Raw genomic sequence first — 13,822 nt, forward strand, 5'->3', positions numbered from 1 at the left:
TTCACGACCTTCGCGAGCTAGCTCGCTCCTACAGAGAGCGAGGAAAGCCAAATCCCGGACAGCAAAAAGCCCGCACAAGGCGGGCTTTCTGTGGTGACCTGGCGTTCAGCGTTCCAGGTTACCGAATATGGCGCAGCGGACGGGACTCGAACCCGCGACCCCCGGCGTGACAGGCCGGTATTCTAACCGACTGAACTACCGCTGCGCGTAGCGTTGAAAGTGGTGGGTGATGACGGGATCGAACCGCCGACATTCTGCTTGTAAGGCAGACGCTCTCCCAGCTGAGCTAATCACCCTTTACCTTCGTTGCGGGGCACATTATGCCACAGGTTTTTATAAAGTGTTGATTTATTTGAAGTTTTTTCAAAAAAATCTAAAAACCGGTGAAACGATGCAACCCGCAGGAACAACATACAAACTTGGAACAGAAAAAAACCCGCGTTAGCGGGTTTTTCCGTGGTGACCTGGCGTTCAGTGTTCCAGGTTACCGAATATGGCGCAGCGGACGGGACTCGAACCCGCGACCCCCGGCGTGACAGGCCGGTATTCTAACCGACTGAACTACCGCTGCGCGTAACACTTGAAACGAATGGTGGGTGATGACGGGATCGAACCGCCGACATTCTGCTTGTAAGGCAGACGCTCTCCCAGCTGAGCTAATCACCCTTCGCTTCGGTGTGGCGCGCATTCTACGGAGCGACCCAACCTCTGGCAAGCACTTTTTAAAATAATTTTCCGAGGCCTTCCAAAGGCTTAGAGAAAGGTTGGCCTATGGCACGGCGAAGACAATAATGCCCCCCTTTGTATAAAGGAGAGACTCACCCCATGTGGTTCAAAAACCTGCTTATCTATCGCCTGACCCAAGATCTGCCTGTTGATGCCGAGGCGTTGGAAACTGCACTGGCCACCAAACTGGCGCGCCCATGTGCAAGCCAGGAGTTGACCACCTACGGTTTCGTCGCGCCGTTCGGCAAAGGCGAAGATGCGCCACTGGTACACGTCAGCGGTGACTTCCTGCTGGTGTCCGCCCGCAAGGAAGAACGTATTTTGCCGGGCAGCGTCGTGCGTGACGCGGTCAAAGAAAAGGTCGAAGAGATCGAAGCCGAGCAAATGCGCAAGGTCTATAAGAAGGAGCGCGATCAGATCAAGGATGAAATCATCCAGGCCTTCCTGCCCCGCGCCTTTATCCGCCGCTCGTCGACCTTCGCCGCCATCGCGCCGAAACAGGGCCTGATCCTGGTCAACTCGGCCAGCCCGAAACGCGCCGAAGACTTGCTGTCGACCCTGCGCGAAGTGATCGGCACCCTGCCGGTGCGTCCACTGACCGTGAAGATGTCCCCGACCGCGACCATGACCGAGTGGGTCACCACCCAGAAAGCCGCGGACGATTTCTTCGTGCTGGACGAGTGCGAACTGCGCGACACCCACGAAGACGGCGGCATTGTGCGTTGCAAGCGCCAGGACCTGACCAGCGAAGAAATCCAGCTGCACCTGAGCACGGGCAAAGTGGTCACTCAACTGTCCCTGGCCTGGCAGGACAAACTGTCGTTCGTCCTCGACGACAAAATGGTGGTCAAGCGCCTGAAATTCGAAGACCTGCTGCAAGACCAGGCGGAACAGGACGGCGGCGACGAAGCCCTGGGCCAACTGGACGCCAGCTTCACCCTGATGATGCTGACTTTCGGCGACTTCCTGCCGGCGCTGGTTGAAGCGCTGGGTGGCGAAGAGACTCCGCAAGGCATCTGATCGCCTGAATCGTTAGACTCTGTAAAAAGATCGCAGCCTGTGGCAGCTCCTACATCTGGAATGCGTTTCCTTGTAGGAGCTGCCGCAGGCTGCGATCTTTTTTTGCGAGCAGCGTATGCTTAGCTCCCTAACGCTTTCACATAACAAGGATCAAGCCATGCGCGCACTGGCTGCATTGAGTCGTTTTGTCGGCAACACCTTCGCCTACTGGGTACTGATTTTCGCTGTCGTGGCGTTTCTGCAACCGGCGTGGTTCCTCGGTCTCAAAGGCGCCATCGTGCCCTTGCTGGGGCTGGTGATGTTCGGCATGGGCCTGACCCTCAAACTCGAAGACTTCGCCGAAGTCGCTCGCCATCCATGGCGCGTGGCCCTGGGCGTGGTTGCACATTTCGTGATCATGCCCGGCGTGGCGTGGTTGCTCTGCCAAGTGTTCCACTTGCCGCCGGAAATCGCCGTCGGCGTGATTCTGGTCGGCTGCTGCCCAAGCGGCACCTCGTCGAACGTGATGACCTGGCTGGCCCGTGGCGACCTGGCGCTGTCGGTGGCCATCGCCGCCGTCACCACCCTCCTCGCCCCGCTGCTGACCCCAGCCCTGATCTGGCTGCTGGCCTCGGCCTGGTTGCCGGTGTCATTCATGGAGTTGTTCTGGTCGATCCTGCAAGTGGTGCTGCTGCCGATTGTGCTGGGCGTGGTTGCCCAACGGGTGCTCGCCGACAAGGTTCGCCACGCCGTGGACGTTTTGCCGCTGGTGTCGGTGATCAGCATCGTGATCATCGTCACCGCAGTCGTCGCCGCCAGCCAGGCCAAGATTGCCGAGTCCGGCCTGTTGATCATGGCCGTGGTCATGCTGCACAACAGCTTTGGCTACCTGCTGGGTTACTTCACCGGGCGCCTGTTCAAGCTGCCTCTGGCCCAGCGCAAGTCCCTGGCCCTGGAAGTCGGCATGCAGAATTCCGGATTGGGCGCGGCCCTGGCCAGTGCGCACTTCTCACCACTGGCGGCAGTGCCCAGCGCATTGTTCAGCGTCTGGCACAACATTTCCGGGGCATTGCTCTCCACGTATTTCCGCCGCATGAGCGAGAAACAGGATCGGGAAATGGCGGCGCAACAGATCAGTGATTGACTCGAAAACTTGATCACCCGGTCAATGTTGGGCACCATATTGCGCATCGCGAGGACGACCTCGCGGCTCGATCGAGTCATTAATCAGGGGACGACCCCGTCAGACGATGGAGGTCTTCATGTCCTGGATCATTCTGTTTTTCGCCGGCCTGTTCGAAGTCGGCTGGGCCGTCGGCCTCAAGTACACCGACGGCTTCACCCGCCCGCTCCCCACTGTGTTGACCGTTGCGGCCATGGCTATCAGCCTTGGCTTGCTCGGCCTTGCAATGAAGGAATTGCCGCTGGGTACGGCCTATGCGATCTGGACCGGGGTCGGCGCCGTTGGCACGGTGATCGCCGGGATCATTCTGTTTGGCGAATCCATGGCGCTGGTGCGGTTGGCGAGTGTGGCGTTGATCATTTCCGGGCTGGTTGGGCTCAAGGTTAGCGCTTAAGCGACTACCGCCAATCGCGAGCAGGCTCACTCCTACAAGGTTTTATGGTGTGTCGGAGACTTTCACCACTCCCGCGATCCCTGTAGGAGCGGGCTTGCCCGCGAAGAGGCCTTCAATGACTACAACTATTTAACGGCCCCACGCAGTTCCCCCACCAATCGCTGCAATTCCACCGGCTCCGCTGCCTCAACCGCCACCGCCGACCCTGCCACCAACGTCACCCGCGACCACAGGCGATGAAACAGTCCCTTGCCCGGATCGCGGCTGAAGAAACTCCCCCACAACCCCTGCAAGGCCAGCGGAATCACCGGCACCGGCGTCTCCTCGAGAATTCGCGTCAACCCGCCCTTGAACTCATTGATCTCGCCATCGGCGGTCAATTTACCCTCGGGGAAGATGCAAACCAGCTCACCGTCCTTCAGATACCGGGCAATGCGCGTGAAGGCTTTTTCGTAGATCTGGATGTCTTCCTGACGCCCCGCGATAGGAATCGTCCCCGCGGTACGGAAGATGAAGTTCAGCACCGGCAGGTTGTAGATCTTGTAATACATCACAAAGCGAATCGGCCGGCGTACCGCGCCGCCAATCAGCAAGGCGTCGACGAATGACACGTGATTGCACACCAGCAACGCCGCGCCTTCATCGGGGATCAAATCCAGATTGCGGTGCTCGACGCGGTACATGGAATGGCTGAGCAGCCAGATCATGAAACGCATGGTGAACTCGGGGACGATCTTGAAGATGTAGGCGTTGACGCCGATGTTCAGCAACGACACCACCAGGAACAGCTGCGGGATCGACAGCTTGGCCACACTCAGCAAGACGATCGAGACAATCGCCGACACCACCATGAACAACGCATTGAGGATGTTGTTGGCGGCAATCACCCGCGCCCGTTCGTTTTCCGCAGTACGTGACTGGATCAGCGCGTACAGCGGCACGATGTAGAAACCGCCGAAGACGCCCAGGCCGAGGATGTCGAGCAACACCAGCCAGGCGTGGCCGAAACCGAGGATATCGATCCAGCCATGACCGGCGGCGCTGTCCGGTATTGAGCCGGAATGCCACCACAACAGCAGGCCGAAAACAGTCAGGCCGAACGATCCGAACGGCACCAGCCCAATTTCGACTTTACGCCCGGACAATTTCTCACACAGCATCGACCCCAACGCGATGCCGATCGAGAACACCGTCAGAATCAGCGTCACCACGGTTTCGTCGCCGTGCATCCATTCCTTGGCATAGGCCGGGATCTGCGTCAGATAAATCGCCCCGACAAACCAGAACCACGAGTTGCCGACAATCGAGCGTGATACCGCCGGCGTTTGCCCAAGGCCCAGTTTCAACGTGGCCCAGGACTGGCTGAAAATGTTCCAGTTCAGGCGCATTTGTGGCGTCGCGGCCGCCGCCCGGGGAATGCTGCGACTGGCCAGGTAACCGAGCACGGCAGTGCCGATGATCGCCATGGACACCACCGGCGCGTAATGCGCCGAAGACATCATGATCCCGGCGCCAATGGTGCCGGCGAGGATCGCCAGGAATGTGCCCATTTCCACCAGGCCGTTGCCGCCTACCAGTTCATCTTCCCGCAGGGCCTGTGGCAGGATCGAGTACTTCACCGGCCCGAACAGCGCCGAATGGGTGCCCATGGCGAACAGCGCCACCAGCATCAACGACAGGTGATCGAACAGGAAGCCGACCGCTCCGACCGCCATGATGGCGATTTCTCCCAGCTTGATCAGGCGGATCAACGCATCCTTGGCGAACTTTTCCCCGAATTGCCCGGCCAGGGCCGAGAACAGGAAAAACGGCAGGATAAACAGCAGCGCACACAGGTTGACCCAGATCGAGCGGTCACCTTCGATGGTCAGCTTGTACAAAATGGCGAGGATCAACGACTGCTTGAACACGTTGTCATTGAACGCCCCGAGGGACTGGGTGATGAAGAACGGCAGGAAGCGCCGGGTGCGCAGCAAGGTGAACTGTGAGGGGTGACTCATCTTCCATGTGTCCCTGATGATAGGTAACGAGTGGCCTGGATTCTTATTGGATTATCAAAAGTCGATCCAGGCCACACCTTACCTAAACTTTGCCGGTTATTTCTTCAATCCGGCAATGCACGGCGAGACAAACAGCTCGCCGCGCCAGGCGCCCAGCACCGTGCGCTTGCCGACGATCAGCCACATCATCGCCAGCAATGCCACCAGCACACAGCCAAACACACTGAAGAACATCAGGTTCAAGGTACTGGCCAGCTTCAACGTCGCCAGAGAATAGACGCCCAACGGGAAAGTGAAACCCCACCAGCCGAGATTGAAAGGAATGCCGGCACGCAGGTAGCGCACAGTGATCAGCAACGCCATCAGCATCCACCACAGACCGAAGCCCCACAGGGTGATGCCGGCCACCAGACCCAATCCTGCAGCAGTCTCACCGACGCCTGGCAAACCGTTGGCCGCGAAAATCAGCGGTGCATCGCCGCCCAGTACCAGCATGCCCAACGCACCGGTGCCGATCGGACCAAGGGCCAGCCAGCTCGAGGCGGCCATGTTTTCGTGGGGCAGTTTATGCAGAGCCATGCGCAGCAACAGAATGGTCAGGATGCTGAAGGCCACCGGCAGGGAAAAAGCCCAGAGCACGTAGCTGGTCACCAGCACCACCAGTTGCGATTGAGCGTCGGCCAGATGCGGCGCCAACAGGCCCCCGCTGGCGGCCGCCACTTCTGCCGCGACCACCGGCAACAGCCAGACCGCGGTCATCTGGTCGATGCTGTGCTCCTGACGGGTGAACATCATGTAGGGAATCAGCACACCGCAGGCCAGCGACATGGCCACATCCAGCCACCACAGCACCTCGACGACGTGAATCACACCGTCGCCCCAGCGCGGCAGGCCAAACACCAGGAAGCCATTGATGATGGTCGCCAGGCCCATCGGGATGGTGCCGAAAAACATCGAAACCGTGGAGTGGCCGAAAATCCGCCGCGCTTCGTCGAAAAACAGCACCCAACGCGCCGTGTATAGCGCCGTAAACAGCAGAAACAGCGCGATGTTGAACAGCCAGAGGGCTTCGGCGAAGGCGTGCAAGGCAGGTATGGCGAGCGGCAATTGCGCCAGTGCCAACGCCAGCACACCGGTGCCCATGGTGGCCGCGAACCAGTTGGGGGTGAACTGGCGGACCACCTCGCGGGGATGCTGCAAGTGACTGAAAGGTTTGATTCCGGGCTTGATGCTATTGGCGCATGTCATGGCGAACTCCTGTCCTCTTGTGAGGTAGAGCCCATGTTAGATCCGAATAGAATATCTATATAACGGGTAATATCTATATATATTATCTATTATGCAAATATAGACTCAAACAGGCCCAACGGCCAACCCACTTTCATGGGTTAGCCGCACAGGCGTTGGCAGAACGCTGACGCAGCAAGCCGACCAGCGCGCCGAGGGCCAGGACGATCAGCACCACGCCATAGCCATCGGTGGTGGTGACCAGGCCGAACGTCCGCGTCAGGATTCCGGCCAGCAACGACGGCAAGCAGAACGCCAGGTAACTGAGCACGTAATACGCCGACATCAAACCCGCGCGCTCATGGGGCATGGCCAGCGGCACCAGACTGCGTACTGCCCCCAGGAAACCCGCACCGAATCCACAACCGGCAACGAGGGTGCCAAGGAAAAACAGCGACAGGCTGGCGCCATGCACACCCAGTAAAACCAGGACAAGGCCCGTCGGCAGCAAACTGGCACCCAACTGCAGCGCCAGGGTGGCAGGTCGGTTGCGCAGGGTAAAAATCATCAACGCGCCCGTCACCGTCAATGCGGCGACGGTCGCCCCGCCAATCAGGTTCGACGTTGAACCGGTCGCCGTGCGCACCAGTGAAGGTGCCAGCGACGCGTAAAAACCGCCCAGCGCCCAGGTCGCCGTGTTGAGCGGCAACACCCGCCATAACGTCGCGCGCGCCTGGACCGGCACATGCAGGGTGGGTCGCAATGATGCCCAAGCCCCAGACTGGCGCGTGACACTCTCCGGCAAACGCCAGACAACTACAGCCTGCATCGCGAACAGAACAAGTAACAGCCAATAGGTCAGGTGCAACGGCGCCGGCGCAAACTCGGCCAGCAAGCCGCAGCCCATTCCACCCAGAGCCATGCCGAGCAAGGGTGCGACGCTATTGACCAACGGGCCTTGCTGGCGATCGGTGTCCAGCAACGTTGCACTCAACACGGCAGTCGCCATGCCGGTGGCAAACCCTTGCAGCACCCGGGCACTGATCAGCCACGCAACGCTGTCGGCGTTGATAAACAGCAACATCGCCAGGATGTTCAGCATCACCGCCGTAAAGATTACCGGTTTGCGCCCCAGGTAATCCGACAGCGAGCCGACCGTCAGCAACGCCGCCAACAGGCTGAGGGCGTAGACGGCAAAAATCAGGGTCAGCATCGCGGCCGAAAACCGCATCTGCTCCTGATACAGGTGATACAGCGGCGTCGGCGCAGTGGAAGCCGCCAGGAAACTGAGCAAGGTAACAGCCAGAAACCACAGGCTGGCACGATTTGAATGAGAACCGGGCATGGATACACTCCGCAAAAGCTAATTTTTTGCTTTTGCGGAGTGTGCTACTGGATCCCTCTTAAAGCAAATTCTTTGTGTTAAGGTCCGATGCATGGCTTTCAGGACCGGATGCCAGCCACAAGATCCGGTGCAATACAGGAAACACAAGATGGCAGCTCCCACATTACGCCCCGGCGGCCGCAGCGCCCGGGTACAAGAGTCGATTCATTCGGCCGTGCGTCAACTCCTCGAGGAACAGGACCGCGCCAGCGTAACCGTGCCGCAAATTGCGGCGCGTGCGGGTGTCACGCCGTCCACCATCTATCGACGCTGGGGCGATGTGTCGGCGCTGCTGGCCGACGTCGCCCTCGCCCGCATGCAACCCGACAACGAGCCGGCCAACACCGGCAGCCTTCACGGCGACGTGCGGGCCTGGGCCGAGCAGTACCTGGACGAGATGAGCTCCGAGCCCGGCCGCAACATGCTGTGCGACGTGCAGGCGGCGCTGAAGCCGAGTTATTGCGCGACGATCATTGGCGGGCAACTGCAGACGATTCTGGATCGCTATCCGGATGAGCCCACGCCCAGTGTCGATCGGCTGATCAATCTGATCGCCGCGCCGACGGTGTTTCGCATCCTGTTTGCCGAGGCGCCGCTGGAGGTCGAAGAGTTGCATCGGTTGATCGAGATTGCGCTGGATCAGTAAAAACCATTCGCGAGCAGGCTCGCTCCCACATTTGCCCGGTGTTCGCAGGCCCCTGTGGGAGCGAGCCTGCTCGCGATGGGGCCAGTCCAGACACTGAAAATCCCCCTGCGACACCCCGCCACGCCACGACCTTGGTCGACACTGACTAACGCTGGCGGTCGTGCGAGACTGTCTGTCCGGGCGGGAGCCCGGGAGTCTTTTGTCTGGAGTCCCCATGTCGCTGTCCACCGGGCTGATTGCCGTCGTCGCCCTGGCCTATATGGCCATCATGTTCGCCATCGCCTTCTATGGCGATCGTCGCAGCGCGCCCTTGCCGCCGCGTGTGCGTGCCTGGGTGTACAGCCTGTCGCTGGCGGTCTATTGCACCAGTTGGACTTTCTTCGGCGCCGTGGGCCAGGCCGCCGAACAGCTCTGGTCGTTCCTGCCGATCTACCTCGGGCCGATCCTGTTGCTGCTCGGCGCGCCCTGGGTCCTGCAAAAAATGGTGATGATCAGCAAACAGGAGAACATCACCTCCATCGCCGACTTCATCGCCGCACGCTATGGCAAATCCCAGTCATTGGCGGTGGTGGTGGCGTTGATTTGCATGGTCGGCGTGTTGCCCTACATCGCGCTGCAACTCAAAGGCATTGTGCTCGGCGTGAACCTGCTGATCGGCGCCGGTGCCGATGCCATGGGCACCCGCGCCCAGGACACTGCGCTGATCGTATCGCTAGTGCTGGCGCTGTTCACCATCGTCTTCGGTACCCGCAACCTCGACGCCACGGAGCACCACCGCGGCATGGTGATGGCCATCGCCTTCGAATCATTGGTGAAGCTGTTCGCGTTTCTCGCCGTCGGCGCCTTCGTGACCTACGGCCTGTACGACGGTTTCGACGACCTGTTCGACCAGGCCATGTTGGCGCCGCGACTCGAACAGTACTGGAAGGAAACCATCAACTGGCCGTCGATGGTGGTGCAGACCGGCGTGGCGATGATGGCGATCATTTGCTTGCCGCGGCAGTTCCACGTGACCGTTGTCGAGAACATCGACCCTCAGGATCTGCGCCTGGCCAAGTGGGTATTCCCGGCCTACCTCGCCCTCGCGGCATTGTTTGTCGTGCCGATCGCACTGGCCGGGCAGATGATGCTGCCCAGCTCGGTGTTGCCAGACTCGTTCGTCATCAGCCTGCCCCTGGCCCAGGCGCACCCGGCGCTGGCCCTGTTGGCATTTATCGGTGGCGCATCGGCGGCCACCGGCATGGTGATCGTGGCCAGCGTGGCGCTGTCGACCATGGTGTCCAACGACATGCTGTTGCCGTGGCTGCTGCGGCGCAACAACGCCGAGCGCCCGTTCGAAGTGTTCCGCCAGTGGATGTTGTCGGTGCGCCGCGTCAGCATCGTGGTCATTCTGCTGCTGGCCTACGTCAGTTACCGCCTGCTGGGCTCGACCGCCAGTCTGGCGACAATCGGCCAGATCGCCTTCGCTGCCGTGACCCAGCTGGCCCCCGCCATGCTCGGTGCGCTGTACTGGAAACAGGCCAACCGCCGCGGCGTTTTCGCTGGCCTCGCGGCGGGCACGTTCCTGTGGTTCTACACCCTGATCCTGCCGATTGCCGCTAATAGCCTCGGTCTGTCCCTGAGCACGTTCCCGGGCCTGGCCTGGCTGCACAGCAATCCACTGAATCTGCCGATCACCCCGCTGACCCAGGGCGTGGTGCTGTCACTGGCAGGCAACTTCACGCTGTTCGCCTGGGTCTCGGTGCTGTCCCGCACCCGGGTTTCCGAGCACTGGCAGGCGGGCCGCTTCATCGGCCAGGAAATCAGTGCCCGCCCCAGCTCACGCTCGATGCTTTCAGTGCAGATCGACGACCTGCTGCAACTGGCGGCGCGCTTCGTCGGCGAAGAACGTGCCCGTCAAAGCTTCATCCGCTTTGCCTATCGCCAGGGCAAAGGCTTCAACCCGAACCAGAACGCCGACAGTGAATGGATCGCCCATACCGAACGCTTGCTGGCCGGTGTGCTCGGCGCCTCTTCGACCCGCGCGGTGGTAAAAGCCGCCATTGAAGGCCGGGAGATGCAATTGGAAGACGTCGTGCGCATCGCCGACGAAGCCTCGGAGGTGCTGCAATTCAACCGTGCGTTGCTGCAAGGCGCCATCGAGAACATCACCCAGGGCATCAGCGTGGTCGACCAGTCGCTGAAACTGGTGGCCTGGAACCGTCGCTATCTGGATTTGTTCAACTACCCGGATGGCCTGATCAGAGTCGGCCGGCCGATTGCCGACATCATCCGTCACAATGCCGAGCGTGGACTGTGCGGCCCCGGCGAGGCCGAAGTTCACGTCGCGCGCCGCCTACACTGGATGCGCCAGGGCCGCGCGCACACCTCCGAGCGCTTGTTCCCCAACGGTCGGGTAATCGAGCTGATCGGCAATCCGATGCCAGGCGGTGGCTTCGTCATGAGTTTCACCGACATCACCGCGTTCCGCGAAGCCGAGCAGGCGCTGACCGAAGCCAACGAAGGCCTGGAGCAACGGGTCACCGAACGCACCCACGAATTGTCACAGCTCAACGTCGCCCTGACCGAAGCCAAGGGCACCGCCGAGGCGGCCAACCAGTCCAAGACCCGTTTCCTCGCGGCTGTCAGCCATGACCTGATGCAGCCGCTGAATGCGGCGCGGCTGTTCTCCGCCGCCCTCTCCCACCAGAACGATGGTTTGTCCGGCGAAGCGCAGAAACTGGTCGAGCACCTGGACAGCTCACTGCGCTCGGCCGAGGACTTGATCAGCGACCTGCTGGACATTTCCCGCCTGGAGAACGGCAAGATCAACCCGAATCGCCAGCCATTCGCTCTCAACGAACTGTTCGACACCCTTGGTACCGAGTTCAAGGTGATGGCGCGAGAACAAAAACTGGAGTTCCGCGTTCGCGGCAGCGCGCTACGGGTCGACAGCGACATCAAACTGCTGCGGCGGATTTTGCAAAACTTCCTGACCAACGCTTTCCGCTACGGCAAAGGGCCGGTGCTGCTGGGGGTTCGCCGGCACAGGGAAGCATTGAGCCTGGAAGTCTGGGACCGTGGGCCAGGTATTCCGGAAGACAAGCAGCAGGTGATTTTCGAAGAGTTCAAGCGCCTCGACAGCCACCAGACACGGGCCGAAAAAGGCCTCGGCCTGGGGCTGGCGATTGCCGACGGGCTATGTCGCGTGCTCGGTCATACCTTGCGCGTACGCTCCTGGCCGGGACGCGGTAGCGTGTTCAGCGTCAGCGTGCCCCTGGCCCGGGCGCAAACCGCAGCGCCGGTCAAAGTCGCCGAGCTCAATGGCAAATTGCTCAATGGGGCGCAGGTGCTGTGCATCGACAACGAGGACAGCATCCTGATCGGCATGAACAGCCTGCTCAGCCGCTGGGGTTGCCAGGTCTGGACCGCGCGCAATCGCGAAGAATGCGCAGCGTTGCTGGGCGAAGGCGTGCGCCCGCAATTGGCGCTGGTGGATTACCACCTCGATCATGGCGAGACCGGCACCGATTTGATGGCCTGGTTGCGCACGCAAATGGGCGAGCCGGTTCCCGGGGTGGTGATCAGCGCCGATGGCCGGCCGGAGACGGTCGACCTGGTGCATGCCGCGGGACTGGACTATCTGGCAAAACCGGTGAAACCGGCGGCGTTGCGGGCGTTGTTGAGTCGGTATTTGCCGTTGTAGCGCGGCAAGCTAACACTTTACCCACTGTGGCGAGGGGGCTTATTCCGGCAACTCGACCAACCCATCGACATCCGTCATCGCCCGCTCCAGCAAGTCCGCCGGCAGGCTCTTGCTCGCCCGTGCGCCCAGCAGCTTGAGCTGTTCACTGCGACTGACCAGGTTGCCACGCCCCTCTGTCAGCTTGTTGCGTGCCGAACTGTAGGCCTTGTCCAGTTGCTGCAGGCGATTGCCAACTTCGTCCAGATCCTGAATGAACAGTACGAACTTGTCGTACAGCCACCCGGCCCGCTCGGCGATCTCCCGGGCATTCTGGCTCTGGCGCTCCTGTTTCCACAGGCTGTCGATGACACGCAGGGTCGCCAGCAAAGTGGTGGGGCTGACGATCACGATGTTACGGTCGAATGCCTCCTGAAACAGCGTCGGCTCAGCCTGCAACGCGGCAGAAAACGCCGCCTCGATCGGTACGAAGAGCAACACGAAATCCAGGCTGTGCAAGCCATCGAGACGCTTGTAATCCTTGCCGGCCAGGCCTTTGACGTGATTACGCAATGACAGCACGTGCTGCTTGATGGCGATCTGGCCGATGGCCTCGTCCTCAGCCGCCACGTATTGCTGATAGGCCGTCAGGCTGACCTTGGAGTCGACCACGACCTGCTTGTCGCCCGGCAGATAAATGATCACGTCCGGCTGAAAACGCTCGCCGTCCGGTCCCTTGAGATTGACCTGCGTCTGGTACTCGCGGCCCTTCTCCAGTCCCGCATGCTCGAGCACGCGCTCCAGAATCAGTTCACCCCAATTGCCCTGGGTCTTCTGCCCTTTCAAGGCGCGGGTCAGGTTGGTGGCTTCATCGCTCAAGCGCAAGTTCAGCTGTTGCAGTCGTTCCAGCTCCTTGGCCAGGGAGAAACGCTCACGCGCCTCGTTCTGATAGCTTTCCTCGACACGTTTTTCGAAGGACTGGATGCGTTCCTTGAGTGGATCGAGCAACTGCCCCAGGCGCTGCTGGCTGGTTTCGGCAAAACGCTGCTCGCGCTCATCGAAAATTTTCCCCGCCAGCTCGGCGAACTGCGCGCGCAACTCGTCCCGCGAACCTTGCAGGTCGTTGAGGCGTTGCTGATGACTGTCCTGTTGCTCGCGCAATTCGGCGTTGAGCGACGCGGCCTGGGCATCCAGACGGCGCAATTCGGCTTCCTTGCCGGCGCGTTCGATATTCCACGCATGGGCGGCGTCCCGGGCGTCGTCGCGCTCGATCTGCAGCAGTTCGACTTCACGACGAAGCGCCGCCAGATCCGCCTGTTTGGCGGCGTTGGCCTGGGTCAGATCAGCCGCTTCATCGCGACTGGACTCGAGCTGAGCATTCAATCCGTCCTGCGCCAGTTGCGCCATGGCCAGGCGTTCTTGCAGCAGCGCGACATCGGCTTGCGTGGTGCTGGCCCGACGCTGAAGTTGCCAGGCCAATACCAGCAACGGCAACGCAGCCGCTGCCAGACCCAGCAATACGCTGGTCAAGTCCATTGCCATAGCCACTCCTGCCATTCGAATAAAGCCTGAAGGTTAACCAAGGCGCCAGATCTTGGACAG

At 60.7% G+C, this 13,822-nt stretch carries 9 protein-coding genes and 4 tRNA genes; 5 read left to right on the top strand and 8 right to left on the bottom strand.

Annotated features, from left to right (window positions below; genetic code table 11):
- Window positions 1-128: 128 nt before the first annotated feature.
- The 4 genes from AC1D19_RS03930 to AC1D19_RS03945 form a co-directional block, all read right to left on the bottom strand.
- Window positions 129-205: transfer RNA gene (locus tag AC1D19_RS03930), tRNA-Asp, on the bottom strand.
- A gap of 15 nt (window positions 206-220) precedes the next feature.
- Window positions 221-296 (bottom strand) — tRNA-Val (locus tag AC1D19_RS03935).
- A 198-nt stretch (window positions 297-494) separates the two neighbouring features.
- Window positions 495-571, bottom strand: a tRNA-Asp gene (locus AC1D19_RS03940).
- Between the two features lie 19 nt (window positions 572-590).
- Window positions 591-666: transfer RNA gene (locus AC1D19_RS03945), tRNA-Val, on the bottom strand.
- 159 nt (window positions 667-825) lie between these two features.
- On the opposite strand from AC1D19_RS03945, the gene rdgC reads away from it, so the two are divergent.
- From rdgC to sugE, 3 genes are all read left to right on the top strand, one after another.
- Window positions 826-1,746, top strand: coding sequence for a recombination-associated protein RdgC (gene rdgC, locus AC1D19_RS03950; RefSeq protein ID WP_007969735.1), 921 nt, complete (start codon window positions 826-828; stop codon window positions 1,744-1,746).
- 157 nt (window positions 1,747-1,903) lie between these two features.
- Complete coding sequence (locus AC1D19_RS03955; protein ID WP_477754090.1) at window positions 1,904-2,869, top strand: bile acid:sodium symporter family protein; 966 nt, start codon at window positions 1,904-1,906, stop codon at window positions 2,867-2,869.
- A gap of 118 nt (window positions 2,870-2,987) precedes the next feature.
- On the top strand, window positions 2,988-3,302 hold the full coding sequence (gene sugE, locus AC1D19_RS03960; RefSeq protein ID WP_007977599.1) for a quaternary ammonium compound efflux SMR transporter SugE: 315 nt from the start codon (window positions 2,988-2,990) through the stop codon (window positions 3,300-3,302).
- A 125-nt stretch (window positions 3,303-3,427) separates the two neighbouring features.
- On the opposite strand, the gene AC1D19_RS03965 is transcribed toward sugE, so the two are convergent.
- From AC1D19_RS03965 to AC1D19_RS03975, 3 genes are all read right to left on the bottom strand, one after another.
- The gene (locus tag AC1D19_RS03965; protein WP_477762448.1) at window positions 3,428-5,302 is read right to left on the bottom strand and encodes an MFS transporter; all 1,875 of its coding nucleotides are present in this window, start codon (window positions 5,300-5,302) and stop codon (window positions 3,428-3,430) included.
- A 96-nt stretch (window positions 5,303-5,398) separates the two neighbouring features.
- On the bottom strand, window positions 5,399-6,550 hold the full coding sequence (locus tag AC1D19_RS03970) for a TDT family transporter (protein WP_477762449.1): 1,152 nt from the start codon (window positions 6,548-6,550) through the stop codon (window positions 5,399-5,401).
- A gap of 133 nt (window positions 6,551-6,683) precedes the next feature.
- Complete coding sequence (locus AC1D19_RS03975) at window positions 6,684-7,874, bottom strand: MFS transporter (protein WP_477762450.1); 1,191 nt, start codon at window positions 7,872-7,874, stop codon at window positions 6,684-6,686.
- A gap of 148 nt (window positions 7,875-8,022) precedes the next feature.
- Between AC1D19_RS03975 and AC1D19_RS03980 the strand changes: the two genes are divergently transcribed.
- Together AC1D19_RS03980 and AC1D19_RS03985 are read left to right on the top strand one after the other, a co-directional pair.
- Window positions 8,023-8,559: a TetR/AcrR family transcriptional regulator gene (locus tag AC1D19_RS03980; RefSeq protein WP_477762451.1), complete on the top strand. Its 537-nt coding sequence runs from the start codon at window positions 8,023-8,025 to the stop codon at window positions 8,557-8,559.
- Between the two features lie 214 nt (window positions 8,560-8,773).
- Window positions 8,774-12,244, top strand: a complete 3,471-nt coding sequence (locus AC1D19_RS03985) for a hybrid sensor histidine kinase/response regulator (protein WP_477762452.1) — start codon at window positions 8,774-8,776, stop codon at window positions 12,242-12,244.
- A 39-nt stretch (window positions 12,245-12,283) separates the two neighbouring features.
- Here AC1D19_RS03985 and AC1D19_RS03990 read toward each other — a convergent pair whose 3' ends face one another.
- Window positions 12,284-13,648, bottom strand: a complete 1,365-nt coding sequence (locus AC1D19_RS03990; protein ID WP_162252406.1) for a DNA recombination protein RmuC — start codon at window positions 13,646-13,648, stop codon at window positions 12,284-12,286.
- Window positions 13,649-13,822: the final 174 nt, after the last annotated feature.

It is taken from the genome of Pseudomonas sp. P1_C12 (assembly GCF_056406435.1).

Coding starts and splice junctions, on each gene's coding strand:
- AC1D19_RS03965 (WP_477762448.1), bottom strand. CDS start 5,302: ATGAGTCACCCCTCACAGTTCACCTTGCTGCGCACCCGGCGCTTCCTG.
- sugE (WP_007977599.1), top strand. CDS start 2,988: ATGTCCTGGATCATTCTGTTTTTCGCCGGCCTGTTCGAAGTCGGCTGG.
- AC1D19_RS03985 (WP_477762452.1), top strand. CDS start 8,774: ATGTCGCTGTCCACCGGGCTGATTGCCGTCGTCGCCCTGGCCTATATG.
- AC1D19_RS03980 (WP_477762451.1), top strand. CDS start 8,023: ATGGCAGCTCCCACATTACGCCCCGGCGGCCGCAGCGCCCGGGTACAA.
- AC1D19_RS03975 (WP_477762450.1), bottom strand. CDS start 7,874: ATGCCCGGTTCTCATTCAAATCGTGCCAGCCTGTGGTTTCTGGCTGTT.
- AC1D19_RS03970 (WP_477762449.1), bottom strand. CDS start 6,550: ATGACATGCGCCAATAGCATCAAGCCCGGAATCAAACCTTTCAGTCAC.
- rdgC (WP_007969735.1), top strand. CDS start 826: ATGTGGTTCAAAAACCTGCTTATCTATCGCCTGACCCAAGATCTGCCT.
- AC1D19_RS03955 (WP_477754090.1), top strand. CDS start 1,904: ATGCGCGCACTGGCTGCATTGAGTCGTTTTGTCGGCAACACCTTCGCC.